Raw genomic sequence first — 25126 nt, 5'->3', positions numbered from 1 at the left:
GGCCCTTCTGGGCCGCTCTGCTGCCACCGATCTTCAACGCATCGCACGCAGCAAATAAAAAAGCCGGCAATCCAATTACCGGCTTTTTTATTTGTCTCGCCACCCGGCGCAAACCGGGTGACTGATGACATGAGCGCTTACATCAATCGCATCAGCGATTGACCTGTGCCTTCGACTGCGTGAGTGCCAGCACGGCACCGAGCGCGAGCGCGGCCGACACGCAGTACATGCCCGCGTTGGTGCTTTGCGTCGCGTCCTTGAGCCAGCCGATGATGAACGGGCTCACGAAGCCGGCCAGATTGCCGATCGAGTTGATCATGCCGATGGCCGCCGCCGCCGAGCCGCCCACGAGCAGTGCGCTCGGGTACGTCCAGAACACCGGCATCGTGGCCAGCATGCCTGCCGTGCCGATCGACAACGCGACCATGGCCAGCGGCACGTTATTGCCCCACACCGTGCTCAGATACAAGCCGATGGCACCGGCGAACGAGACCACCGCGAAGTGCCAGCGGCGCTCGCCCGTACGGTCCGAGCTGCGGGCCACGGTGATCATGCTCACGACAGCGCAAGCGTAGGGAATCGCGGTCAGCAGACCGACGTCGAGCGCGCTCTTCACACCGCTGGCCTTGATCAGCGTCGGCAGATAGAAGCCGATGCCGTAGAGGCCCATCATGCAGCAGAAGTAGATCAACGCCATCAGCCACACGCGGCCGTTGGTGAACACCGACGCGATCGAATGCTGCGCCTTGCCGGCACCGTCTTGCGCGATGTTGTTCTCGAGAATCGTCTTCTCTTCATCCGACAGCCACGAGGCCGAGCGAATGCCGTTCGGGAGATACATCAGCGTGACCACGCCGAGGATCACCGACGGAATGGCTTCGATAAAGAACAGCCATTGCCATGCGGCCCAGCCGCCCACGCCGTTGAACGCGGAGAGAATCCAGCCCGACAGCGGGCCGCCGAACACGCCGGCGATAGGAATCCCGATCATGAACAGCGCGTTCATGCGGCCGCGGCGTTGTGCCGGGAACCAGTACGTGAGGTACAGCACGATGCCCGGGAAGAACCCGGCTTCTGCCACACCGAGGAAGAAGCGCACCAGATAGAACTGCGTCGGCGTCTTGACGAGCAGCGTGGCGGCTGAGAGCACGGCCCACGTGATCATGATGCGGGCAATCCAGCGACGCGCGCCGACCTTGTGCATGATGATGTTGCTCGGCACTTCAAAGAAGAAGTAGCCGATGAAGAAGATGCCGGCCCCAAGACCGTACACCGTCTCGCTGAACTGAAGATCGTTCAGCATTTGCAGCTTGGCGAAGCCGACGTTCACGCGGTCAAGGTAGGCCGCGACGTAACACAGGAACAGGAACGGCAACAAACGCCAGGTGGCTTTCGCGTAGGCTTGCGCCTCGATTTCGCGCGTGCGTGCGCCGGTATTGGTACCGCTAGCGATAGTACTCATGGTCTCCACTTCGATCTTTTGGCTGCCCTCGCAGCCAGAACTGCCACTGCAACACTGCCTACGGACCACTCGCACCGATCACGCTGCCTTACCCACTCGACTGCTCTCACAGACCGCACGATTCTCGCGTGACGGGAATACGCCACACGGGGTCCGAAGCCTTGTCTCCGGACGTTGCGCCCCAGCCGGATAGGCCGGCGCGCCACGGTTCTCACCCTGCCATCCCCTTTCGTTTTCGGGAGGCCGGCGCGATTGTAAACCAACAAACGCCGCCCGACTTCGAGCATTGATTCAGTCAATGGTTATTTTCTGAAAGTGCATTGGGTTTCGCTTGCCGTAACAATGTGACGTGCCACGCGAATTGACACGACATGCCGCTATTCATCATGTCAGCCGCGCATCGCCATGCCACACGGGGCACGCGAGCATTGACACCCACGCGACGAATCGTGCGCGTCCGGAAATACCTTTTCGAAGAGGCTGACGGACACCCCGCGCAAAGCGTAATCTTTCAAGACTGATGGCTTCGAATTCCCTACGCCCATGACGTTGCACACCCCACTTCCGTTTTCACTTCCCGCACCGGCCGCTGTCTCACTGGTCAGTGTCTTTCCGGCCGCCGAAAACGGCGGCAACCCGGCCCCCATCGTGCTCGATGCCGATGCGATGAGCGCCGACGACATGCGTCGTGTCGCGGCCCATTACGGCCACGAAAGCGCGTTTGTCATGGCCCCTGAAAACAGCGGCAACGACTGGCGTTTCCGGTTCTTCGTGCCGAATCACGAGATGGAAATGTGCGGGCACGCGACGCTGGGGTCGTTATGGGTTTTGCGACGCGAGGGGCGCTGGGACGGCAAGCCGGTGCGGATCGAAACGCTGAGCGGCATCGTCGAAGGCCGCTTGGCAGCAGACGGCGAACATATCGAAGTCAGCCAACCGGCAGGCCGCACAGAACCGATCATCGACGCGAGTGCCATCGCCGCCATTTGTGCAGCGCTGCGCATCTCGCCCGACGACATCGCGCTCGAAGGCATCTGCAATGCCGCTACCAGCCGCGTGAAGACCCTCGTACCGCTGCGCAGCGTGGCACAACTGCAAGCGCTCCAACCCGACTTCGCCACGATGCTCGCGACCTGCGACGCCATCGGCTCTACCGGGTTATATCCGTGCGCGCGCGAGGATGTCGGCGACGGCAAATCGCTGCCGGTCTTGCAGGCCCGGCAGTTTCCGCGTTCGTCGGGATATCCGGAAGATGCGGCGACCGGCATTGCGGCCGCCGCCCTGCTCTACGGCGCACGGCGCTTCGGTTGGCTGCGGCCGGGCGAGCGCGGCGTCGTGGTGCGTCAGGGCGTGGCGATGGGGCATCCGTCAGCTATCACCGTGACGCTACGCGACACGCTCGAAGCCGCCGCCGGGTGCTGGATCAGCGGCGACGTGCACGCAATGTGACGACCACGACCGCACCGAACACGGCCGCGACAGCACCGCAAAGAAAGACCGCGCGATAGCCGAACGGGTTGGCGACGGCACCGGCCAGCGGCCCAGTCAGCAGAATGGCGATGTCCTGAAACGCGGCATACGTTCCCAGACTGGTGCCACGGCTGGCCGCCGGTGCACGCTTGACGACTTCGATACCGAGCGACGGAAAGATCAGCGACGCACCGGCGCCAGCGAGTGCCGTACCCACGAGGGCTACGCCGGCGCCCGGCGCTTGCCACACGAGCAACAGGCCCAGCGCTTCCACGATCATCGACATCTGCGCAACGCGCAGATTGCCGAATCGCTCGGGCCAGCGCCCACCGATCAGGCGCATCAACACGAAGGCCAGTCCAAATGCCGACAGCGCCAGCGCGGCGCCGGACCAGCGCGCCGAGTCGAAGAACAACACTACGAACGCGCCGACCACGGCGAAGCCGACCCCTTGCAAGGCGAGGGCGAGCCCCGGCAGAAAGACGATACGCAGCACCTGCGAATACGGCAGCGCACCGCCCGCGTGATGAGCGGGCGCGACGGCGGGAATGCGGGCGATCACACACCATCCGATGAACGGCAGCAAGCAGGTGGCGACGGCCACGCCGACCAGCGATGTGCTGCCGTAGAGCGTGAGCCCGACCGGCGCACCGACGGCGAGCGCCCCGAAGATGGCGGCCCCCGTCCACGACATCACGCGGCCCGATTGCGGGGCACCGAGACTGCCGATGGCATAGGTGAGCGTGCCCGTAATGACGAGGCTTTCACCGACCCCCAGCAGCAGACGCGCGACGGTGAGCACACCGAGACGCGGCCCGGCGGGCAGTACGAGCTGGCTGGTTGCGAGCAATGCGATGCCCGACAGCGCGACGAACAGCAGGCCGCGCTTGAGCGCGACACGTGCGCCGCGCTGATCGGCGGTGCGCCCGGCGAATTTACGCGTGAGCACCGTGGCTAGCGACTGAATGCCGACGGCAAAGCCGACGACGATGTTTTGATACCCGAGCGTGTCGTGCACGAACAGCGGCACGACCGAGAGCGACATGCCGATGGTCAGGCAGGCGAGAAACACGTTGAGAGAAAAGCGCACCAGCAACGCGGTGGCGTTGGCGGGTGCTGCGGCAGCCGCTTGAGCGGGCGATGCAGCGGAAGACGACATGCGAGAAGACTCCACGTAAGACCGGTGCACACGACAAAGCAATGGCGATGCAGGCCGGCGGTCGAATGACCGCGACGCGGGAGGTCGTCAGGAAAATCGAATCGGGAAAATCAGGGGAAGGGAGACGCGCAGCGCGGAAGAGGACCGGCGCAATGGATAGCATTGTCCGGCGGTCGACATACGAACGCACACCCCTCGACCGATAAGCCGGACTGACCGACCGCTGTCGCGGAGAATGCGTTGGTTGACGTGAACGCTTACGTGGCACCGGCACATCATCATGTGAGTCACATGAATCGTCACCGTCTGCCATCAATCATTCGCAAATTCTAGCGGGGCGTTTCGTGTAACGCAAGATGGGGTGACGCAGCGCAACAACACGGCACTCGCACGCCCCGGCACGTGACATCGTCAGCGGCGGCCGCAGTGCACGGATGGCGGCAGACAGAAAATAAACCGTCCGGCTTTGACGAGTGGCCGATGCACCAACCCCCGGACCGGCACGCGCGGCTCGCGTTCAGGCGGCGATTCCGGCTTGTCGGATGCGGTGAAAAAACTCAGGCCGACAAGGCCGAAGAACGTCACGTTGAGCACGACGAACGCGCCCTTGTGCCGCTTGATGAGCGCGATCGCGTCCCGGAGGAAATTCAGCACAACAGTCCTTGGTGGTGGATGGGGGGAGTTGCCACGACGCAAAGGATTCGACGAGCGATTCCGCTAACGCAGCGCGCGTTAACTATAAATCATCAACAAACCAATTTGGTATTTTTTCTACCATATTGGTAGATATCGTTTTCGGTGCGATGTGCTGGCGGCCCGCCCCCCTCGCGCGCACTCGCCCCGACGGTCAGTCGATCGGGTCCGTGCCTCTCGCGAGACGCGTGCTCGCCTTGACCGTTTGTTGCAGCGCGCGCCGCAGGGCGCTGTACCGGCGCAGCGCTTCTTCCATGACGGCGATACGCACGGTGCCCGCTGCGCCGTCGGCGAGCAATTTCGCCTTGAGTCCACCATAGGAGGCTTCCATCGCCGCGGCGTGCGTCGTCAGCGACTGGCCGCCATCGGCGGGCATGGCATCGCCTTCCACGTGATCGAGCAGCGCCGTCGCTTCACGCTGAAAGGCGTTGAACACATCGGAGAGTCCCGTCGCCGTGGTCGTCTGATCACGCAGTGCAGCTGCGGCGACGGCCTGCTCCGCCGCGCTCTCGTAGTAGCGCAGTGTGCGCAGCGTGTCGGCCAGTGCCTGCGCGGCGGCGGCCCCCATTGCTACGCGACTCATGCGTTCCGCAAACGTCTGGCATGCGCCGCCCAGCCGCGTGACCGAAGCGTGCTCTTGCGCGAGTGCGCCGGCGCTGGTCCCGAGGAGGGCACCGCGCACCATATGGCGGCACATGTCGCCGAGTCGATCCACTTCGTGCTTGAGCGCTTCCACGGCCAGTTGCGGCACTTGAAGCACGTTGTCGTCGAGAAACTGCGGCGCGCCCTCGTCTTCTTCCCGTGTCCGAAAACGTCGCTGGAGCCAATGCAACAGCGGCGTGGCCAGCGGAATCATCAGCAGCACGCCGAGCACATTGAATGTCGTGTGGAAGATGGCGAGTTTGATGGCGGGGTCGTCCGCGTAGCCCAGCCATTTCATGGCGGCTGTGATCGCGCCGATCATCCACGGCAGAAGGAGCAAAGCCACAACCGCAGCCACCACGTTGAACGCCACGTGCGCCATGGCAGCCCGGCGCGCGTTGGGGGTGGCCCCGATGCCCGCGATGACGGCCGTCAGCGTCGTGCCGACATTCGCGCCGATCACCACGGCGGCAGCGCCTTGCGCACCGAGCATGCCGTTTTGCGCGGCGGTCAGCGTAATGGCCATGGCGGCGGCCGACGACTGCACGATGCAGGTCAGCACGAAGCCCACGACCACTTGTAGCAGGACGTCGAGCGGCCCGTTGCCGTCGGGCATGCGAATCGCGCCGGCCATATCGATAAAGGCCGATTGCAGCAGGGAGATACCGAAGAAGAGCAGACCGAAGCCGGCGAGCGCATTACCGATGGCCCCGCGTCGCGAGCCCGAGCCGGTGAGACGCAAAGCAACGCCTACTGCGATCATCGGCAGGGCGAACGCATCGATATTGAATTTCAGGCCGATGACGGCGACGATCCAGCCCATCATCGTCGAGCCGAGGTTCGAGCCGAACATCAGCCAGAGTGCGCCGCCGAGTTTGAGCAGGCCGGCGTTGACGAAGCCGATGGTGGCAATCGTCACGACCGACGACGACTGCGTGATGGCGGTGACCAGCACACCGGAGGCGAAGGCTTGCCAGCGCGTGCGTGTGGCCCCGGCGAGGATGCGTTCGAGGGCGGGCCCGGCGGCGAGTTTTAGGCCGTCGGACATCATCGACATGCCGATAAGAAAGATGCCGACGCCGCCGGCCAGAATGCTTACCGCCTTGACGATTTCGCCCATGGAACGCGTTTCCTCAGTGCGACGGGAGAGAAGCCACTCAAGCCATACCTAAACGACCGTCAGAATACTTTCAAACGACACTAAACCGACAATCAAACGTCTGCGCGCAACACGCCCCAGCATAACCGGTAAAGCTCGTCCTCGAATTCCGGAGTGCCAAGCAATGGCGAGTCTTCGAGCGCTGCCGAGCGCAGCGTGCCCATGACGGCGCGGGTGAGCACGAACACCGTCGCGGCGGTAGGCGGGCGCATACCCGGGGCATCGCGGCGGGCCATCGCGATGGCGATGTGTTCCGAGGCTTCGCGCAGGGCCTGCATGATGTTTTCGTGATGATCGAGTTGCCACGCCATCTTGATGAGTGAGCGTTTCACGCGGCCGCCCGAGCCGAACGCTTCGATCAGCACGCGCAGCCGCTCACGAATCACACGCTCCGGGTCGGCGCCCTCTTCTGCTGCACGCGCGAGCCGCTCGTTGAGTTCATCCATCACCCGACGGCGTTCGCGGGCAATCATCGCGAGCAGGATCGCCTCCTTGGTCGGGAAGTACTGATACAGCGTGCCGATCGAAAAACCGGCCTTCTTAGCAATGCGATTGGTCGTCAGCGCCCCCTCGCCTTCTTCATCAAGAACCTGAGCAGTGGCCTCGAAAATGGTCTCCACCGTGTGTTGCGCGCGCGCCTGCATCGGCCGCTTTCGCATGGTGGACGGGGCATTGAGCGGGGCGGGCGATTTGGGTGTGGACATGTCGAAAAACCTGAGCGGGAAGCGAGTTGCGGCAAAGTGCGCAAGAAATGAATAATGCTCACATTCGTTGAGGAATTCAAGTGACGGCACGCAGGTGTCACAAAGCGCCGGTCACTGCGAGTCCGCCCGACCCATTGAGATATTTGAGAGGCAAGCGCCATGACCACAGACACTTCAGCCCTTACCGTTCGCAAGCTTACGGTCGATCTGGCGAGTGGATTCGAGCGCCACTGGCACAGTGGGGACGCCTACCGCACGATGTATTACAACGCGTTGTCGATGAGTTTCCCGGTTGGGGAGCAGTCGTTCATCGATTCCGTTCGCGACACGATGGATCGACTGCCCGAGGATGCGCGCTATGACAAGCTGCGCGCCGACATTGCGCAGTTCATCGGACAGGAAGCGACGCACCGTCACATCCACGGGCAGTACAACGCACAGTTGACCAAGCAGGGATTGGTGAATCACTGGGAAAACTGGGCGACGCGGCGGATTCAATTTGCACGTCGCCGCAAGCTTTCGCCGATGTACATGCTCGCGGTGACGGCGGCGTATGAGCATTGCACGGCGGTGTTCGGCGATGGCGCATTGCGTTACGACCGCTGGCTGGCGAAGGCCGAGCCGAAGATGCGACTGATGTGGCGCTGGCATGCGGCGGAAGAGACCGAGCACAAGGCGGTCGCGTTCGATCTGTATCGCGCCTTGGGTGGCAGCGAGCGCATGCGCGTTCTCACGTACGTGTACGTGTTGATCATGTTCGCGCTGGAAAGCCATGCGCAGACGATCAGCAATTTGTGGCGTGACGGTACGTTATTCAAACCGAGTACGTGGTGGGGTTTCACGACGATGTTCTTCGGCCGCGATGGTGTAGTGTGGCGTTGCACGGGGCCGATGTTGAAGTACATGTCGACGGGCTTTCATCCGAACAATCACGGCGATCCGCAATTGGCCGAGAACTGGCTGGCAGCGCATAACGCGGATTGGCGGGCGGTGCGTTGAGCGAGGGCGTTTGGCTTGCGGCTTACGGCGTTCGTGGCTGACGACGATCTTTACGTTGCACCGAGGCCCGGCGGCTCTCACGCCCGTGGTCGGCCGCCGGCCCGGTCCCCGTTTTCGTCGCTCCCCGTTACTCGCTTTGGAAAACGGGGACCGCACCGACGGCCATCTCCCTACCTTCGCATCGTCGCACCCGATCGCCCTACCCGCGTCTCTATGCTCCCCTGCTCCCCCATCCCGATAACACCGCCGCTTCCAACGCAGAGGGCCTCGTCGCCCATCCCCACGTGCTTTGCATCTGCTGGGGATGGTCGCCGAGACCCTCGACATCCCCGCGGTACTTCCCGACTCCCGGTCGGGTCAGGTGATCGCTTCGGGAAACCCGCTTCGCGTTGAGTCCCACGGGTGTTCACTACGGAGACCTTGGTGGACCGGGCATGGAGAACGACATCGGGAGGAACGAGGGTCTCGACGGTCGTCACCAGCAGATGCGAAGCACGTGGGGACGACTGGCGAGACCCTTTGCGTTGGAGAAGGCGGTTTTATCGGGATGGGAGAGTGGGAGAAGCGCGGCGAAGTGGGTAGCGCGATCGGTTGCGACGATGCGAAGGTAGGGAGATGGCCGTCGGTGCGGTCCCCGTTTTCCAAAGCGAGTAACGGGGAGCGACGAAAACGGGGACCGTACCGGCGGCAGACCGCAAACGTTATGCGTAGGTGAGGCCCAAGCCAACCAAAGAATTACAACTTTCACAAAATAGCTAGCAGCAAAAGCAAACCCAAGATTTCCTGCTCGTCTTTCGAATCGAAACCACGATTCAAAAGACTTAAGGCCGTCCATCGCGACGGCCATTTTTTTGAAAGTTTTTTAAGAAAACTTCGGTGTTAACCCGCGCCGTATGCCGTTCACAACGTAATACCGAGTATCAAACCCCGATGATATTTCGACATTACCGTCTTGATAATAATGATCACGCCTTAAAGCAGCACCGATACCGCGCAACGTGAAGTCAGTGTCAATGACTCGGGCGTGCCCCTGAAATCCATCGGTGAAACAACTGTACAAGGCGCACGCATAAATCAAAACGAGACGGAGACACATTCATGAGCAAGGCAGCGGGATGGCTGCGGGGCGCGTTCGCCCTCGCGGTTTGTGGTGCGGCGGCAGGGGCGGCACAAGCACAATCCAACGTATCGCTTTACGGGCAGGTCGACGCTTGGGTCGGCGCGGCTAAAACACCCGGCGGTGAGCGGGCATGGACGCAGGGCGGCGGCGGCATGTCCACGTCGTACTGGGGCATGAAAGGTAGCGAAGATCTGGGCGACGGTCTGAAGGCCATCTTCGTATTGGAAGACTTCTTCCTGCCGCAAAACGGTAACTACGGCCGCTACACGGGCGACAGCTTCTTCTCGCGCAACGCCTACGTCGGTCTCCAGTCGAACACGCTCGGCACCGTCACGATGGGCCGGTTGACCACGTCGTACTTCGTGTCGACGATTCTGTTCAACCCGTTTGTCGACTCCTATACCTTCAGCCCGATGGTCTATCACACGTTCCTTGGCCAGTCGGGGCAAGGCATCGTGGGTGACTCCGGCTGGAGCAACGGCGTGATGTACGCCACGCCCGACTACAAGGGGCTGGGCGCCAGCTTCTCGTACGCGTTCGGCAACAAGGCCGGTGAGGCTGGCCAGAACAAGTGGAGCGCCGCCGCCATGTACTTCCATGGCCCGCTCGCTGCCACCGTCGCGTTCCAGCAAGTGAAATTCGACTCGACGCCCGACGATCAGGCCGGCATTACCGGCTTCCGCAATCAACAAGCCTTGCAGGCCGGTCTCACGTACGACTTCCAGATCGTCAAACTCTACGGTCAGTATCAGTACATCAAGAACAACATCACCGGCGGCAACCTCACGTCCAACGGCGGTCAGTTCGGCGTGTCGGTGCCGCTCGGCGGCGGCAGTGTCATGGCGTCCTACGCTTATACCAAGAACACCGGCGCCAATAACGTGAGCCGCAACACGTGGGCCGTCGGTTACGACTACAACCTCTCCAAGCGCACCGATCTGTATGCCGCCTACCTCAACGACAAGGTGTCGGGGCTGGAAGCCGGCAATACTTTCGGGGTGGGCATGCGCACCAAGTTCTGACAAACTCGGCAGCACGGCGCGCGCGCAGTACAATGCGCGCGCCCCCGCTGCACACGGACGACGGCATAACAAAGTGAATAGGAGCGCACGTTGCTGACCAAATTCTTCAAACTCGAGGAGCATGGCTCCAATGTCAGGACAGAAATGGTGGCAGGTCTCACCACCTTCCTGACGATGTCTTACATCATCTTCGTCAACCCCAACATTCTCGGCACCACCGGCATGGACAAGAGTGCCGTGTTCGTGGCGACATGTCTGGCGGCGGCGATTGGCTCGGTGATCATGGCCTTCGTGGCCAACTACCCGATCGGCATGGCGCCCGGTATGGGCCTGAACGCCTTCTTCGCGTTCACCGTGGTGGGGGCCATGGGCTACACCTGGCAGCAGGCGCTGGGCGCAGTCTTCATCTCAGGGTGTATTTTCATCATCCTGACCGTGACTGGGGTGCGATCGTGGCTCATTGCCGGGGTACCCAAATCGCTACGCTGCGCCATCGCGGCCGGTATCGGTCTGTTCCTCGCGATCATCGCACTGGGTAACGCCGGCATCGTCGTGGCCAACCCGGCCACCAAGATCGGCCTCGGCGATCTGCACTCGCCGCAAGCGCTGCTCGCGATCTTCGGTTTCTTCCTGATCGCCGTGCTCGATGCCCTGCGCATTCGGGGTGCCATCCTGATCGGCATTCTCGCCGTGACGGTGCTCTCGATGGTGTTCGGCCTGAACCAGTTTCAAGGCGTGTTCGCCATGCCGCCGAGCCTCGCGCCGACGTTCCTCCAGCTCGATATTCCCGGTGCACTGCACGCTGGCTTCGTTCACGTGATTCTGGCCTTCGTGCTGGTTGAAGTGTTCGACGCGACCGGCACGCTGATGGGTGTGGCCAAGCGCGCCGGTCTCCTCGAAGGCACGCAATACAAGGGGCTGGGACGCGCACTGTTCGCCGACTCGATCGCCATCTTCTTCGGCTCGCTGTTGGGTACGAGCAGCACCACCGCCTACGTGGAAAGCGCCTCGGGCGTGCAAGCGGGTGGCCGTACGGGCCTCACCGCTCTGACCATCGCCGGGTTGTTCATTCTGGCGCTGTTCGTCGCACCGCTCGCCGGTTCGGTCCCGGCCTACGCCGCGGCCCCGGCCCTGCTCTACGTGGCTGGCCTGATGCTGCGCGAACTGCTCGACGTGGAATGGGACGACATCACGGAAGCCACCCCGGCGGCCCTGACCGCGCTGGCCATGCCGTTCACGTACTCGATCGCGACGGGTCTGGCCTTCGGCTTCATTTCGTACGCCGTGCTCAAGCTGTTCACGGGCCGTGCGAAGGACGTGCACCCGGCCGCATGGGTCATCGCCGTGCTGTTCGTGTTGAAGTACGCGTTCTTCCCGGGGTAATACGCCGCGAACCCGGCGAGACTGGCAAGCAGTACCGCAACACGCAACGCCAGTCTCTAAACGACAAAACGCCCCGCTGGAATCGGTTCCAGCGGGGCGTTTTTTATTGGAAGGTTATCCCTTCGCGACCGAAATCAGTTCGGCCAGACTCGCCCGATGCTCACCCTCGGCATCGAAGTTCTCCGGCGACAACCACTGCGAAAAACCACGGCTGATGGCGGGCCACTCGCCGTCCGTGATCGAGAACCACGCCGTGTCGCGGCTGCGGCCACGGTAGATGATCGCCTGACGGAAAACACCCTCGAACGTGAAGCCGTAACGCGTAGCTGCCCGGCGCGACGGCGCATTCAACGCGTCGCACTTCCATTCGTAGCGGCGATATCCCAACTCGTCGAAGGCGCGCTTGAGCAGCAGATACTGCGCTTCCGTGCCCGCGCGGGTACGCTTGAGCAGCGGCGAGTACGCGACGTGGCCCACTTCGATCACGCCATTCGCCGTGTCGATGCGCATGAGCGCGAGCGTGCCCACGGCCTTGCCCGTCTCCAGATCGATCACCGCATGGTGCATCGGGTCGGTGGACGCGGCCTGCTTGGTGGCATGCGTGTAATAGTTATCGAAATCGGCGAACGGACCGACGCCCAGATAAGTCCAGTCACGCCCGTCGGGGGCGCTCGCGTAGGCGTCGAACAAATCCTTCGCGTGACGCTCCACATCGAGCGGTTCGACGCGGCAGTAACGGCCGGTGATGGCGGTGCGGGGCGGCTGTGCGCGCGGCGTCCAATCCGGCACGGGCGGCCCGATAGGTTGATCGTATTCGTTGAACAGCGTTGCTTCGGTCATGAATGTCCTCTCCAGGAACGTGATGGACGCAAGTGTCACGACACCAAAGTAACGCATTGATGGTACGATAAAAAGCACCATAACGAAGCAATCTAATGGTGCCACGCCATGTCCGTATCCGTATCCGAATCCGTATCCGCCAAGCACGCCAGTGAGACTCACACCGATCCCGGGCCCGAGAACGTCGCCGCGCTGTTCGACAGCCCGCTGAACACCGGCACGGGGCGTGGCCTCTCGCTCCAGAAACAACTGCTCGCCCGGCTCAAGCACGCCATTCTCGAAGGGCGGCTGCCCGCCGGGGCGCGTCTGCCCGCCTCGCGTACGCTCGCTGAAGATCTGGCCGTCTCGCGCAATACGGTGTCGATCGTCTACGACCAACTGGCCGCCGAAGGCTTCATCGTGCCGCACCGGCTCGGCACCCGTGTCGCCCAGCTCTCGCTCGACCCGCGTGTCGCCGAAGAAGCCGCCAGACAGTCGGCCCGCCTTAGATCGGCTGCGGACTCGGCTGCGGACTCGGCCCTCACCAAAACCACGAACACCGACGTCGCGCGCCCGGCCCCCGAGGCCAACGCCAGCGACTCACCTGCCGCCGCGCCCAGCGCGTCACGCCGGGTGCAGCGCTTGCCCGCCACAAGTCACGCAGCGCGGGCGAACGAATCGCCCCTGCCTTTCGTGCCCGGCGTGCCCTCCCTTACACGCTTTCCGGCCAGCACATGGCGCCGCACCCTTGAGCGTGTGATGCGCGAAGCGCAACCGCGCCACTATCACTACGGCGATCCGCTGGGCGAACCGGCGCTGCGCGAAGCCATCGCCGAACACCTGCGCATCTCTCGCGGCGTGCGTTGCGACGCCTCACAAGTCGTCATCACGGAAGGTGCCCACGAAGCGCTAATTCTCTGCGTGCGTCTGCTCACCGACCCCGGCGACACGGTGTGGATGGAAGACCCGGGCTATCGCGGTGCCAAAGCCGCCTTTCACGCGAGCGATGTGCGTGTGCAAGCCATGCGCGTGGACGATGAAGGCATCGTGATTCCGCCGGGCGCGTGGGCCGCGTCGACGCCGCGTCTGGTGTACGTCACGCCCTCGCACCAATACCCACTGGGCAGCGTGCTGTCGGCGTCGCGCCGGCTCGATCTCATCGCGCAGGCACGCCACTACGGCACGTGGATTCTGGAAGACGATTACGACAGCGAGTTTCGCCATCAAGGGGAACCGATCGCTGCTATGCAGGGCATGGTGCCCGACGCGCCGGTGGTCTACGTCGGCACGTTCAGCAAGACGATGTTTCCGGCGCTGCGGCTCGGTTTTCTGATCTTGCCGACGCAACTGGCCGCGCAAACGCGAGACGCCCTCGACGAACTGCTTCGCGGCGGGCATCGTTTCGAACAACTGGCATTGGCAGACTTCATCCGCAGCGGACAATTCGCGCGACATCTGGGGCGCATGCGACGCCTGTATCGCGAGCGCCAGACGGCCCTGCGTGAAGCGCTTGCGGAACACTTCGACCCGGCATACGCGGTCATCGGCGAGCGTTGCGGCCTGCACCTGACGGTACGCCTCGATCCCACATTCCACGACAAAACGATTGTGGCGTCCGCCTTGCGCGAAGGCATGGGACCACGAGCGCTCTCCAGCTTCGCGCTCGATCCGCAACCGGCCGATAACGGGCTCGTCATCGGCTACGGCGATACGGACGCGGCGCGCATTCCGTCGCTCATCAAACGGCTGGCTGCGATCGTGGCCGCTCAAGGGAAAGTGGGCCGGTGATTCACGCGCCGCCCGGTCCGCCCTTGCACCATCCCTGTCCGGAGCCCGCCCCCGTATTGCAGAGCGACATCAGCGTGCCGAAAGGTCCCTTCGGAACACTTAAACGCCTCGCATCCAAGGGCAACGAGGTATCCGCCTTGGTCCCTGCCGGCCAATAGAACGCGTCTACGCCCGCATCAGAAGCCAGCGCATAGGTGCAGTTGACGAGCATGGGCGGCGCATCGTCACGCCCGCCACCGGGGGTCGCCATCAGGGGCAACCAGTCGTCACCCTGATGACTGAGCATCGCATATTCCCTCGCCCCCATCAGTCGAACAACCTCCTGAGAAACATGACATCGCTGAGGGACAGACTCGGATTGTGATGCCGATGGGCGCATTGAGCGCGCGGCCATCACAAGCGCCAATGTCACCAATACTGCTGCTATTGCCCGTCCGCTTGCCATCACTGCCTCGCAAAAAGATCCGGAGCCCTGACGCAATGAACATGCCGGCAACCCGGAAGATGTCGGCTTACGTCACTTGGTCACCGAAGCGCCGGTAAACCAGCACTTCTTCCAATCGCTCTCTGACCATATATCACTTCGGATACCGAAATATTTTCATCAGACCTCGGGACATCCGAGGGCGTGTTCGCAATGTACGGGGATTCTTTCGAGAGATCGCTGGAGTGCACGCGTTATGGGTAGATACCCATCGATGCGTCAGCGGCGCATGCTCTCCGCAGCGGCGGCCTTTCGCCGCCGTGCAGGAGTCGTGGAGATTACGCGGCTTGGGGGGCTTTCTTGGCGTTGCCGGCTGCCTTGCCTGCCTCGCCGGCTTCCTGCGCTTCACTGGCCGCACGCGCCCGGGCAGCACGCGACATCCAGACCGTGAGCAGCACCGCAGCAATGGCGGCCACGGCAGCACACAGGTACACCTCGGCATAACCATAGGCGCCCACGATCAGGCCGGCGACCGGCCCGGTCACGCCGAGTGCAACGTCGAGAAACACCGAGTAGGCACCCAGCGCCGCGCCGCGATTCTGTGCGGGCACCAAGTTCACCGCAGCCACTCCCAGCGACGGGAACACCAGCGAGAAGCCCGCGCCCGCAAGCGCCGCGCCCAACAACGCCGTAAAGCCGGTCGGGGCCACGCCGAGCACGATCAAGCCGAAGGCTTCCAGTGCGAACGACACCATCGCCACGCGATAACCGCCGAAGCGCGCGATGCTGCTGCCCAGCGCCAGCCGCACGCCCATGAAACACACGCCGAACGCGGTCAGTGCGAGCGCGGCGTTGTCCCAATGATGGCTGGCGTAGTACAGCGTAATGAACGTGGAGATCGCCCCGAACCCGATCGAGCCCAACGCCAGCCCCATGCCGAACGGCATCACGCGGCCCAGCACGGCACGAAACGCGAGACGCTCGCCATGAATCACCGGCGTCGCGCGCTTGATGCGGGCCAGCAGCAAACCAACGACACCCGACAGCGCAATCGCGCCACCCAATGCCTCGATACCGTACGCGTTATCGAGCGCCACACCGAGCGGAGCGCCCAGCGCCAGCGCGCCGTAAGTCGCCACACCGTTCCACGAAATCACCCGCGCCGTGTTCGCCGGACCCACCTGCCCAATGCCCCACATGATCGCGCCGGTCGAGACCCAGCTTTCACCAAAGCCCAGTACCAGACGACCGAGGATCAGAGCCACCAACGAGAGCCACGGCAGGCCGGAGAACACACCAGCGAGCGCCACGAGCAAGCCCGATGCGCCGCAGGCGACCAGACCGCACAACACCGTTCGTTTCGGTCCCCACGCATCCGCCGTGCGACCGGCGTACGGGCGCGAAAGCAACGTCGCCAAGTACTGCACGCTGATCGCCAGACCGGCAATGACGGAGCTGTAAGCCAAGTCCACATGCACGAACGACGGCAGCACCGCGAGCGGCAAGCCAATCGTCAGATAGCAGAGGAAAGTGAAGAACACGGTCGAGACGATTTGGAGCGTCGTCGCAAACTGCGTAGGGGTGCGGGCGTCGTTTGACATTGCGAAGGGAAAAGAGAATCGACGAAACCCCAGGACGTAACAACCCGCGCAATGGGCAAGCATTCGCGCGGGCTAATTCAATCCTAGGGTTTTCCCGAATGATACGCCGTTTTGCGTCTTTTGTGTAAACGCTTAATAGTTGACGGAAATGATGAGGTGCGATGACTCAATCACACACATTTTGGAATGGAAGATGTGCCGGGGCGGGGGAGAATCCCCGCCCCTTATGGAACCCGTCAACACGCCGCCAAGGAGGCGGCAAGGTGGTACGACAACGTCACCGCCCCACTTCCGCGAGCGATTTCAAACTGACCGAGAGCATCGCCAGATCCGCATTGCCCGCCGCCACCTGATCGGCCAGCACACGGTGATAGCGCGCCAGCGAGTCGGCATGGGCCTGCTGCCAGTCGGCCACCCGGGTGTCGGCTTGAGTGCTGCTGGACGGCGCCGTGGCGGTCTTGTCTGATGCCGCATCCGTTGTCTCGGTCGGTGCGCCGTCGAGCACGCTCGCCGTCAAGCGCCGCCGCAGGATCGACAGTTCCTCCAACAACGTGGCGCGCGCCAGACGCTGCCAATGCGATTGCACCGGCAGTCCGAGCACACCCGCATGCAGCCAGCCATAGCCCAGCGGCTGATCGAGCGCGAAATACACCTGCGCCGCCAGCGCCGGTTCACACCGGCTGGTGCTCGCCACTTCGGCAATATCGAGTAACGCCACGCGTGCGCCGATGCCGGCCGCTGTCTGCGCCAGTGCCGGTGGCACCCCCGCATCGACGAAGGTCTGCCGCTTCGCCCGCGCTTCGTCGGCCGCTTCGCCACTCACCAGCGAGTCGAGCGTCGGCAGCAACGGATCGAGCACGCCGCGCATGCGCTCCACCGTTTGCGGCACGTCCGTCAGGCGACGACGCAGGAACCACAGCGTCGCCTGCTCGTGCCACTGCGCCAGCGCGGTGAACAGCGCCGCCTGCGTTTCATGCGACACGCGGGCATCGAGCGCGTCAACCTCTTCCCACAAGGCGTCGAGCCCGTAGACACCGCGCGCGGCAAGACTCGCGCGCACGACATCGACCGGGTCGGCCCCCGTCTCCTCGCTCAAATGGTGCACGAACGTCACGCCCGCCCGGTTGACGAGCGCATTGGCGTGCATCGTCGCCAGAATTTCGCGCTTGAGCGGGTGGCGTGTCATGGCCGCACCGCATCGGCTCGCCAAGGGCGTCGGGAAATACGTCGGCAGCTCTTCCGCCACAAATTCCGCATCGGGCAGCGTGCTGGCGAGCAGCATGTCGTACAGCCACATCTTGCTGTAAGCCATGAGCACGGCACGTTCGGGCGACGTGAGCCCCGTCCCCGCAGCGCGGCGTGCGTCGAGCGCCTCGTCGTCGGGCAGGAATTCAATGGCGCGGGCAAGCCGCTGGGCCCGTTCGAGATACCGCATGAACCGGGCGTCGCCATCGAGCGCCGCTGCCGCACGCAAACGCCCGAGCGACAACGCCTGCGTTTGCAGATAGTTGTCGCGAAGCACCAGCGTGCCGACTTCTTCGGTCATCTCGGCGAGCAACGTGTTGCGCTGCTTGAGCGTCATCTCGCCATCGGCCACCACAATGCCCAGCAGAATCTTGATGTTCACCTCGTGATCGGAACAATCGACACCCGCCGAGTTGTCGATCGCGTCGGTGTTGATCCGTCCGCCGTGCTGCGCGTATTCGATACGGCCCAACTGCGTCAGTCCGAGATTGCCGCCTTCCGCCACGACCTTGCATCGCAGATCGAGCCCGTTCACGCGCAGGCCGTCGTTGGCGCGGTCGCCGACTTGCGCGTGCGATTCTGTACTCGCCTTCACGTAGGTGCCGATGCCGCCGTTGTAGAGCAGGTCGACAGGCGCCTTCAGCAAGGCGCGCAACAGGTCGGTCGGGGCCATTTCGGTGGCGTCCGTCTCGATCAGTTCCCGCACCTCGGGTGAGAGCGCTATCGTCTTGGCACTGCGGGGAAAGATGCCGCCACCGGCAGAAATCAGTTTGACGTCGTAGTCGCCCCAACTGGAGCGCGGCAGTTGGAACAGCCGTTCGCGCTCGGCGAACGAGACGGCCGCATCGGGCGACGGATCGAGAAAGATATGCCGGTGATCGAACGCCGCCACCAGCCGGATGTGCTTCGAGAGCAGCATGCCGTTGCCGAACACGTCGCCCGACATATCGCCGATACCCACCACGCTGAAGTCCTGCGTCTGCGTATCGATGCCCATCTCGCTGAAATGCCGCTTGACCGACTCCCACGCGCCACGTGCGGTGATTGCCATCTTCTTGTGGTCGTAGCCGACCGAACCGCCCGACGCAAACGCGTCGCCCAGCCAGAAGCCGTACTCCGCCGAAATGGCATTCGCATAGTCGGAGAAGGTGGCCGTGCCCTTGTCGGCCGCCACCACGAGATACGGATCGTCCGCGTCGTATCGCACAGTGTCGGCCGGTGCCACGAGCTGGCCATCGACGTAGTTGTCGGTCAGATCGAGCAAACCGCGCAGGAAGGTCTGATAGCAGGCCACACCTTCGGCCAGAAAAGCGTCGCGATCGCCCGGTGCCGGTGGCTGCTTGACGACGAAACCACCCTTCGAGCCCACCGGCACGATCACGGTGTTTTTCACCATCTGAGCTTTAACGAGGCCCAGCACTTCGGTGCGGAAGTCTTCCCGGCGGTCGGACCAGCGCAGACCACCACGCGCGACTCGCCCGCCGCGCAGGTGCACGCCTTCGACCCGTGGCGAATACACCCAGATCTCGAACATCGGCTTAGGTTCGGGCAAGCCCGGCACCTTCGACGGATCGAATTTGAACGACAGATAAGGCTTCTGCGTGGTGCCGTCCTTCCCGCGCTGGAAGTAGTTGGTGCGCAGCGTCGCCTCCAGCACCCCGAGGAACTGGCGCAGGATCCGGTCTTCGTCGAGATTGGGTACGTCTTCGAGCGCCGCGTGAATCTGTGCGCGCAACCGCTCCGACTGGTGAGTACGGGTCTCGGCCGGGAGTGCCGGGTCGAAGCGCGCAAGGAACAGCCGCACGAGCAGCCCTGCAATCGACGGATTGCCCGTCAGCGCGCTCTCTATATAGGCATTGCTGAACGTCGAGCCGACTTGGCGGATGTACTTGGCGTACGCACGCAGAATGCGCACTTCGCGCCATGTGAGCCCGGCCTGCAAGACCAGCCGGTTCAGATCGTCGTTCTCGACGTCGCCCGCCCAGATACGCGCGAAGGCGTCTTCGAAACGCGCCCGCGCCTGTTCGAGATCGACGTCGGCGCCATCGAGGCTCGTCATGCCGAAGTCATGCATCCAGATCGCGCCCGAGTCGGCCGTTTCGATACGATACGGCCGCTCGTCGTTCACGCGCACGCCCAGATGCTCCAGCATCGGCAGGCTGCGCGAGAGGGCGATCGGTTCGCCCGCCTGATAAATCTTGAAACGCAAAGCGCCGGGGGAGGCTTCGAGTGGACGATAAAGCTGCATCGACAATTGCGAGCAACCGGTGGCCGACTGGCGCGCGCCCAGCAGCGGCTCGATCAACTCCACGTCACGCACTGCCACACGCGCGGCATAGTCTTCGCGATACCCGGCGGGGAACGCCTGCGCGTAGCGACGCAGTGCCCGCATGCCCCGCTCTTCGCCCAATTGCTCGCGCAGGGCTTCCGACAGGTCGTCCTGCCAGCGGCGCGACGTCTCGACGATGCGCGCTTCGAGTTCGTTCACATCGACGTCGGGCACATGGCCGGGCTCGGTGCGCACGGTAATGTGAATCCGCGCGAGCATCGACTCGGAGAGTTGCGGCGTAAATTCCACGCCGGTGCCGTGATAGGCCGCCAGCAACAGGTTCTGCACGCGCACGCGCAGGTCGGTATTAAATTTCTCGCGCGGTACGAACACCATGCACGACACAAAGCGGTCGAACCGGTCGCGCCGCACAAAGAGCCGCGTGCGCTGGCGCTCCTGCAAGCGCAGAATGCCGAGCGCAATTTCGGCCAGCGCGTCGACATCGATCTGAAAGAGTTCGTCGCGCGGGTACTGTTCGAGAATGGTGACCAGCGTCTTGGCCAGATGGCCGTTGGGCAGGAAGCCCGTGCGCCCGATCACTTCGGCGACTTTGCGGCGCACCAGCGGGATATCTTCCACCGGCACCATATAGACGGTTGACGTGTACAAGCCCAGAAAGCGGCGCTCGCCGCAGACGCGGCCCTGCGCGTCGAAGCGCTTCACGCCCACATAGTCCAGATAGCCCGGCCGGTGCACGGTGGCGCGCGAGTTCGCCTTGGTGAGGAATATCGGCGTGCTGGCTTCCACGATGCCGATGGCGCCCGGCGACAGACGGGTGACGTCGGGCGAGGCGGCGTCGCGGCGCGATTCGCGCAACACGCCCAGCCCGGTCCCTGCCACACCTTGCAGATAGTGCGCGCCGTCGCGCTCCACGAGCTCGTAATCGCGATAACCAAGGAAGGTGAAGTGGCGCCCGAGCATCCAGTCGAGGAAGGCCTGCGCCTCGTCCACCTCCGCCCGCTCCTGCTCGCTCACGCCCTTCTGCGCCGCCCGCTGGGTGAGTGCCTCGATGGCGGCGTGGGCGGCCGCCTGCATCGCCCGCCAGTCCTCCACGGCCGCGCGCACGTCGCCGAGCACGCGTTGCAGGCCGTCGGCAAGCGCCTGTATGCGCTCCGGTTCAGAGAAACGGTCGACTTCGACGTGGATATACGATTCGAAGCGACCGCCATCCTGACTGCCGCCACCGCCACCGCCACCGCCCTCGCCCGCTGACGCGGCCGCGCCGTTCGCAGGGGTGGCGCCAAGCAGCGCGCCGACTTGCGCCGCGCCCGCAGCACCGCCGTTCCCCGTGCCGCCCCGCCCCGCTTTGCCACTCGCACTGCCTGCGCTGGCCCCGTCGCCGATGGCCGGCATGGTGCTGCGCCGGATACCGCCGCCGGGGGCGACGGCAACGCGTTTGCCGGTGCTGTCACGGGTGACGCGATAGACCGGGTGGAACGCCGAATGGAGCGCCAGCCCCTGCCGGTTGATTTCCATCGTCACCGAATCGACGAGAAACGGCATGTCGTCGTTGACGATCTCGACCACCGTGTGGCTGCAATGCCAGCCGTGCTGGTCGAGAGTGGGGTTGTAGATACGGATGCGGGGCTGGCCGGACACGAATTTCTGCCCCAGTTGCCAATGCGCCATCGCCGCGCCATAAAGATCGGCGACACTGCGCGAGACGACTTCCTCGGCATCGGCCAGACCGTAGTAATGCAATACGAAGGGTTCGAACTGGGCAGCGACGTCGGGCGCGCGCTCGCGCGCCATGGTCACGACTTCCGCCATGTGCTGGCGGACCTTCTCTTCCGGATGCGCAGGCATGAAAAACCTCGGCAGGAATGGGACGAGTCATCGACAGGCAAGGCCATGCTACGCCGGGTGGCCCCGGGCAGCAATGGTGCATCGGGGAGAGCGGCTGCAGCCCGCGGCAGCAGCCCGCTGCGGCGGCACGGCGCCCAGTATGGCGGCACCGGCACCCCGCCGGTTGGACGGAGATAAGCCGGTATAATTGCGCATGACTTCAAAAGCCCCCGATTCACGCGCCGACGGCGCCCCCTTCTCGAGCCTGCCGCTCTCGCCTGCCATGCAGGAGAACCTCGCACGGCTCGGTTACGTCTCGATGACGCCCATTCAGGGCGCCGCCCTGCCCGACATGCTCGCCGGGCACGATCTCATTGCACAAGCCAAGACCGGCAGCGGCAAGACCGCCGCCTTCGCGCTCGGACTGCTCCAGCGCGTGGATGTGCGCGACTTCAACGTGCAGGCCGCCGTGCTGTGCCCGACCCGCGAACTCGCCGAGCAGGTGGCGCAGGAAGTGCGCCGCATCGCCCGCGCCGAAGACAACGTCAAGGTGCTCACGCTGTGCGGTGGCGCCCCGCTGCGCCCGCAGGCCGAAAGCCTCGCACACGGCGCCCACATCGTAGTAGGCACGCCGGGCCGCATCATGGATCACCTCGAGCGCGAAACGCTCTCGCTGGCCAACGTGAAGACGCTGGTGCTCGACGAAGCCGATCGCATGCTCGACATGGGGTTCTTCGACGACATCGCCACCGTGGCCCGCCAGACGCCGGCTTCGCGCCAGACGCTGCTCTTCTCGGCGACCTATCCGGAAGGCATCGGCAAGCTCGCCCAGCGCCTGTTGCGCTCACCGCGCGAGATTCGCCTTGAAGAAAAGCACGACGCCAGCAAGATTCGCCAGCGCTTTTACGAAGTGCGCGAAGAGGAGCGTCTGCACGCCGTCGGGCTGTTGCTCGACCACTTCCGTCCGGTCAGCACGATTGCGTTCTGCAACACGCGTGCCCAGTGCCGCGACCTGACCGACGTGCTGCTTGCCGAAGGCTTCCACGCCCTGACGCTGCATGGCGATCTGGAACAGCGCGAGCGCGATCAGGTGCTGATTCAGTTTGCGAACCGTAGCTGCTCCGTGCTTGTCGCGACCGACGTGGCCGCGCGCGGGCTCGACATCACCCAGCTCGAAGCCGTGATCAACGTGGACGTGACGCCCGACCCCGAGGTGTATGTGCACCGTGTTGGCCGTACCGGCCGCGCGGACGAAGACGGCTGGGCGTTCAGTCTGGTGAGCATGAACGAGATGGGCCGGGTGGGTGCGATCGAAGCGTCGCAAGGCCGCGAAGTGCCGTGGCACAAGCTCGACGAGCTGACGCCGTCGGGCGCCGGGCATTTGCTGCCGCCGATGGTCACCCTTCAGATGTATGGCGGCAAGAAAGACAAGATCCGTCCGGGCGATGTGCTCGGCGCGCTGACCGGCGAGGCAGGTTTTGCCGCCAGCCAGATCGGCAAGATCAACGTGCTCGAGAACTTCACGTATATTGCTGTGGAGCGCGATATCGCCCCCGTGGCGCTGCGCAAGCTCAACGACGGTCGCGTCAAGAACCGTAAGGTCAAAGTGCGGTACATGCAGCAAGACTAAGAGCTACCTACCCACGCCGCGCGCGGCAAGGAGGCTGCAATGAGGTCGTCGCAAACGTTACGCGCCCTGTTGTCCCCCTTTGCTGCGCAGTGCGCGGCGCTTGCCACTGCGGCACTTCTCACTGCGGCGCTCCTCGCCGCGTGCAGTTCCAAGGGCGTCCCGCCCAATCCCCAGCTGACCGAAGACACCCTCGACGAATACGCCATCGTGATCGTCGGCCTCGACACGCCTTTGCAAAGCACTTGGGGGCCGTGGAACTACTCGGACTTCTCGCAGACCATCAACGGCATCGTCGGCGGCAAGGTCACGCGCACCCTCAACACCAACCCGCCGACGCGCGGGTTTGTCGCCATGCGGGTCTCGCCGCTCATGCGTAACGAGCGCTTCGGTCCGATGGAGTTCGTTCCCGCCGACAACAGCTACCGCTTCCGCTACTGCAAGGGCCGCAAGGTGCCGACGGTACAAGTGCATCGGGGCGACGTCATATACGCGGGCACGCTCGTGCTCGACAGCCATGACGGGCAGATATGGTTACGCACCGAGTTCGATATGGCCGGTGCACGCCGCTTTGTCGCGGCGAACTATCCGTCGCTGGCGGGCAAGCTGCAAGGGCAGCCGTTCACTTACTTCGAAGTGAGGAGCGAGCCGGGTTGCCGGTGACGCGCTAGCGGCACGTCAGCCCTCGTCCGCTTCCTCGCCGGGCGCGAGGACGATTTCACGCCCTTCGCAGAGCGCTTCGGCGCGGGCACTGAGCTCCTCTGCAACATCCGCCAGATGACGGCGTAACGTATCGGCGAGCACCGATTCCGGCTCGTGCGCCGGGCGCAGCATTTCCACGGGAAATTCGATGGCCGGTGCCACGCGGTACAGGCATTGCGTCTGCACATGCGCGCTGGCAGCGGTGAACTGGTCCAGCAACGCGTAGCCCAGCCCATGCTCCACCAGCGCCGCCGCGAGCGAGTACGTCTGAACCATCACTTCGGCATCCTGCAAAAGCGCCGTCTGCTCAAGCCGCTCGTTGATCAGCGCGCCCAGCGGCGTGTCATCGTGCAGCTTGATCAGATCGCGGCCGATCAGCGCTTCGGCACTGGCTTGCCCGCGACGGGCCAGCTTCGGCCACGCGGCCGGCACGGCCAGCACGATGTGCCCCTGCGCAATCGGACGGCTCACGATACCGGCGGCCATCGGCGGCGCCGAGACGATGCCCACGTCCACCGACGACGTCAGAATCGCCGTGATCATCTCCGTCGTGTGGTGCGTGATGAGTTCGAAGGCAACGTCGGGATGCGCCCGCCGCATGCGCTCGATGGCTGCGGGCAGCAGGCTTTGCGCGAGGCTGGGGGTGGCGGCGATGCGCAGATGGCCGACGCCGTGCTGGCGCAGGTTGCGCGAGGTGGTGCGCAAGCGCTCCAGATCGCTGAAGATGCGCTCCACGTCGGGATAGAGCCTGCGCGCTTCCGCCGTGGGCACGAGGCGGCCCTTCACGCGATCGAACAGCTTGAAACCGAGTTGTTGTTCGGCGTGTTGCAGCACGCGCGAGACCACCGGTTGCGAGACGTTGAGCAGTTGCGCCGCGCCGCTGGCCGAGCCTGTCAGAACCACTGCGCGAAACGTCTCGATATGCCGCAATTTCATGCCTGCTGCCGCCTCTGTGGTGAGCCGCGCGTCGCGCCGACCCTATAGCTAAAAGAC

17 protein-coding genes are annotated in these 25126 nt (G+C 63.9%); 7 read left to right on the top strand and 10 right to left on the bottom strand.

The window, feature by feature from the left end; all coding sequences use genetic code 11:
- Positions 1 to 151: 151 nt before the first annotated feature.
- Complete coding sequence (locus PIN31009_RS16185; protein ID WP_150790955.1) at positions 152 to 1462, bottom strand: MFS transporter; 1311 nt, start codon at positions 1460 to 1462, stop codon at positions 152 to 154.
- Between the two features lie 543 nt (positions 1463 to 2005).
- On the opposite strand from PIN31009_RS16185, the gene PIN31009_RS16180 reads away from it, so the two are divergent.
- A complete protein-coding gene (locus PIN31009_RS16180) occupies positions 2006 to 2911 on the top strand; it encodes a PhzF family phenazine biosynthesis protein (RefSeq protein WP_150684797.1) in 906 nt (301 codons plus the stop codon).
- Here PIN31009_RS16180 and PIN31009_RS16175 read toward each other — a convergent pair.
- The 4 genes from PIN31009_RS16175 to PIN31009_RS16160 all read right to left on the bottom strand — a co-directional run bounded on the left by PIN31009_RS16175 (position 2886) and on the right by PIN31009_RS16160 (position 7289).
- Positions 2886 to 4091, bottom strand: coding sequence for an arabinose transporter (locus PIN31009_RS16175; RefSeq protein ID WP_150790954.1), 1206 nt, complete (start codon positions 4089 to 4091; stop codon positions 2886 to 2888). The genes PIN31009_RS16180 and PIN31009_RS16175 overlap by 26 nt on opposite strands.
- A gap of 411 nt (positions 4092 to 4502) precedes the next feature.
- Positions 4503 to 4745, bottom strand: coding sequence for a hypothetical protein (locus PIN31009_RS16170; protein WP_150790953.1), 243 nt, complete (start codon positions 4743 to 4745; stop codon positions 4503 to 4505).
- A 193-nt stretch (positions 4746 to 4938) separates the two neighbouring features.
- Positions 4939 to 6546, bottom strand: a complete 1608-nt coding sequence (locus tag PIN31009_RS16165; RefSeq protein ID WP_150790952.1) for a Na/Pi cotransporter family protein — start codon at positions 6544 to 6546, stop codon at positions 4939 to 4941.
- Positions 6547 to 6638: 92 nt separating this feature from the next.
- Positions 6639 to 7289: a TetR/AcrR family transcriptional regulator gene (locus tag PIN31009_RS16160; RefSeq protein ID WP_058377865.1), complete on the bottom strand. Its 651-nt coding sequence runs from the start codon at positions 7287 to 7289 to the stop codon at positions 6639 to 6641.
- 159 nt (positions 7290 to 7448) lie between these two features.
- Between PIN31009_RS16160 and PIN31009_RS16155 the strand changes: the two genes are divergently transcribed.
- The 3 genes from PIN31009_RS16155 (at position 7449) to PIN31009_RS16145 (ending at position 11813) form a co-directional block, all read left to right on the top strand.
- Entirely contained in the window at positions 7449 to 8288 is an 840-nt protein-coding gene (locus PIN31009_RS16155; RefSeq protein WP_150790951.1) for a metal-dependent hydrolase, read from the top strand.
- 1098 nt (positions 8289 to 9386) lie between these two features.
- Positions 9387 to 10430: a porin gene (locus PIN31009_RS16150; protein WP_087686718.1), complete on the top strand. Its 1044-nt coding sequence runs from the start codon at positions 9387 to 9389 to the stop codon at positions 10428 to 10430.
- 90 nt (positions 10431 to 10520) lie between these two features.
- On the top strand, positions 10521 to 11813 hold the full coding sequence (locus PIN31009_RS16145; RefSeq protein ID WP_150684803.1) for an NCS2 family permease: 1293 nt from the start codon (positions 10521 to 10523) through the stop codon (positions 11811 to 11813).
- A gap of 114 nt (positions 11814 to 11927) precedes the next feature.
- Here PIN31009_RS16145 and PIN31009_RS16140 read toward each other — a convergent pair whose 3' ends face one another.
- A complete protein-coding gene (locus PIN31009_RS16140) occupies positions 11928 to 12653 on the bottom strand; it encodes a GNAT family N-acetyltransferase (protein ID WP_150790950.1) in 726 nt (241 codons plus the stop codon).
- Positions 12654 to 12761: 108 nt separating this feature from the next.
- Between PIN31009_RS16140 and pdxR the strand changes: the two genes are divergently transcribed.
- Entirely contained in the window at positions 12762 to 14420 is a 1659-nt protein-coding gene (gene pdxR / locus PIN31009_RS16135; RefSeq protein WP_150790949.1) for a MocR-like pyridoxine biosynthesis transcription factor PdxR, read from the top strand.
- Position 14421: 1 nt separating this feature from the next.
- Here pdxR and PIN31009_RS16130 read toward each other — a convergent pair whose 3' ends face one another.
- From PIN31009_RS16130 to PIN31009_RS16120, 3 genes are all read right to left on the bottom strand, one after another.
- Positions 14422 to 14706 carry a hypothetical protein gene (locus PIN31009_RS16130; RefSeq protein ID WP_150790948.1) on the bottom strand — a complete coding sequence of 95 codons (285 nt, stop codon included), beginning with the start codon at positions 14704 to 14706 and terminating at the stop codon, positions 14422 to 14424.
- A 476-nt stretch (positions 14707 to 15182) separates the two neighbouring features.
- On the bottom strand, positions 15183 to 16445 hold the full coding sequence (locus PIN31009_RS16125) for an MFS transporter (RefSeq protein WP_246185712.1): 1263 nt from the start codon (positions 16443 to 16445) through the stop codon (positions 15183 to 15185).
- Between the two features lie 277 nt (positions 16446 to 16722).
- Complete coding sequence (locus PIN31009_RS16120; protein ID WP_150790947.1) at positions 16723 to 21825, bottom strand: NAD-glutamate dehydrogenase; 5103 nt, start codon at positions 21823 to 21825, stop codon at positions 16723 to 16725.
- Positions 21826 to 22018: 193 nt separating this feature from the next.
- Between PIN31009_RS16120 and dbpA the strand changes: the two genes are divergently transcribed.
- Both dbpA and PIN31009_RS16110 read left to right on the top strand, forming a co-directional pair.
- Positions 22019 to 23434, top strand: a complete 1416-nt coding sequence (dbpA, locus tag PIN31009_RS16115) for an ATP-dependent RNA helicase DbpA (protein ID WP_058377856.1) — start codon at positions 22019 to 22021, stop codon at positions 23432 to 23434.
- Positions 23435 to 23473: 39 nt separating this feature from the next.
- Complete coding sequence (locus PIN31009_RS16110) at positions 23474 to 24094, top strand: hypothetical protein (protein WP_150790946.1); 621 nt, start codon at positions 23474 to 23476, stop codon at positions 24092 to 24094.
- A gap of 15 nt (positions 24095 to 24109) precedes the next feature.
- Here PIN31009_RS16110 and PIN31009_RS16105 read toward each other — a convergent pair whose 3' ends face one another.
- A complete protein-coding gene (locus PIN31009_RS16105) occupies positions 24110 to 25069 on the bottom strand; it encodes a LysR family transcriptional regulator (protein WP_150790945.1) in 960 nt (319 codons plus the stop codon).
- Between the last annotated feature and the right edge of the window lie 57 nt (positions 25070 to 25126).

The organism is Pandoraea iniqua (assembly GCF_902459685.1).
Taxonomy (GTDB): Bacteria; Pseudomonadota; Gammaproteobacteria; order Burkholderiales; family Burkholderiaceae; genus Pandoraea; species Pandoraea iniqua.
The sequence above is the reverse complement of the archived record's forward strand: the minus strand, read 5'-3'. Positions and strand labels throughout refer to the sequence as shown.

Bases quoted from the DNA above. Each gene is read 5' to 3' on its own strand.
- PIN31009_RS16180 (WP_150684797.1), top strand. From the start codon at position 2,006: ATGACGTTGCACACCCCACTTCCGTTTTCACTTCCCGCACCGGCCGCT.
- PIN31009_RS16185 (WP_150790955.1), bottom strand. From the start codon at position 1,462: ATGAGTACTATCGCTAGCGGTACCAATACCGGCGCACGCACGCGCGAA.
- PIN31009_RS16110 (WP_150790946.1), top strand. From the start codon at position 23,474: ATGAGGTCGTCGCAAACGTTACGCGCCCTGTTGTCCCCCTTTGCTGCG.
- PIN31009_RS16150 (WP_087686718.1), top strand. From the start codon at position 9,387: ATGAGCAAGGCAGCGGGATGGCTGCGGGGCGCGTTCGCCCTCGCGGTT.
- PIN31009_RS16125 (WP_246185712.1), bottom strand. From the start codon at position 16,445: ATGTCAAACGACGCCCGCACCCCTACGCAGTTTGCGACGACGCTCCAA.
- PIN31009_RS16105 (WP_150790945.1), bottom strand. From the start codon at position 25,069: ATGAAATTGCGGCATATCGAGACGTTTCGCGCAGTGGTTCTGACAGGC.
- PIN31009_RS16130 (WP_150790948.1), bottom strand. From the start codon at position 14,706: ATGCTCAGTCATCAGGGTGACGACTGGTTGCCCCTGATGGCGACCCCC.
- PIN31009_RS16160 (WP_058377865.1), bottom strand. From the start codon at position 7,289: ATGTCCACACCCAAATCGCCCGCCCCGCTCAATGCCCCGTCCACCATG.
- PIN31009_RS16165 (WP_150790952.1), bottom strand. From the start codon at position 6,546: ATGGGCGAAATCGTCAAGGCGGTAAGCATTCTGGCCGGCGGCGTCGGC.
- dbpA (WP_058377856.1), top strand. From the start codon at position 22,019: ATGACTTCAAAAGCCCCCGATTCACGCGCCGACGGCGCCCCCTTCTCG.
- PIN31009_RS16175 (WP_150790954.1), bottom strand. From the start codon at position 4,091: ATGTCGTCTTCCGCTGCATCGCCCGCTCAAGCGGCTGCCGCAGCACCC.
- PIN31009_RS16155 (WP_150790951.1), top strand. From the start codon at position 7,449: ATGACCACAGACACTTCAGCCCTTACCGTTCGCAAGCTTACGGTCGAT.
- PIN31009_RS16120 (WP_150790947.1), bottom strand. From the start codon at position 21,825: ATGCCTGCGCATCCGGAAGAGAAGGTCCGCCAGCACATGGCGGAAGTC.
- PIN31009_RS16140 (WP_150790950.1), bottom strand. From the start codon at position 12,653: ATGACCGAAGCAACGCTGTTCAACGAATACGATCAACCTATCGGGCCG.
- pdxR (WP_150790949.1), top strand. From the start codon at position 12,762: ATGTCCGTATCCGTATCCGAATCCGTATCCGCCAAGCACGCCAGTGAG.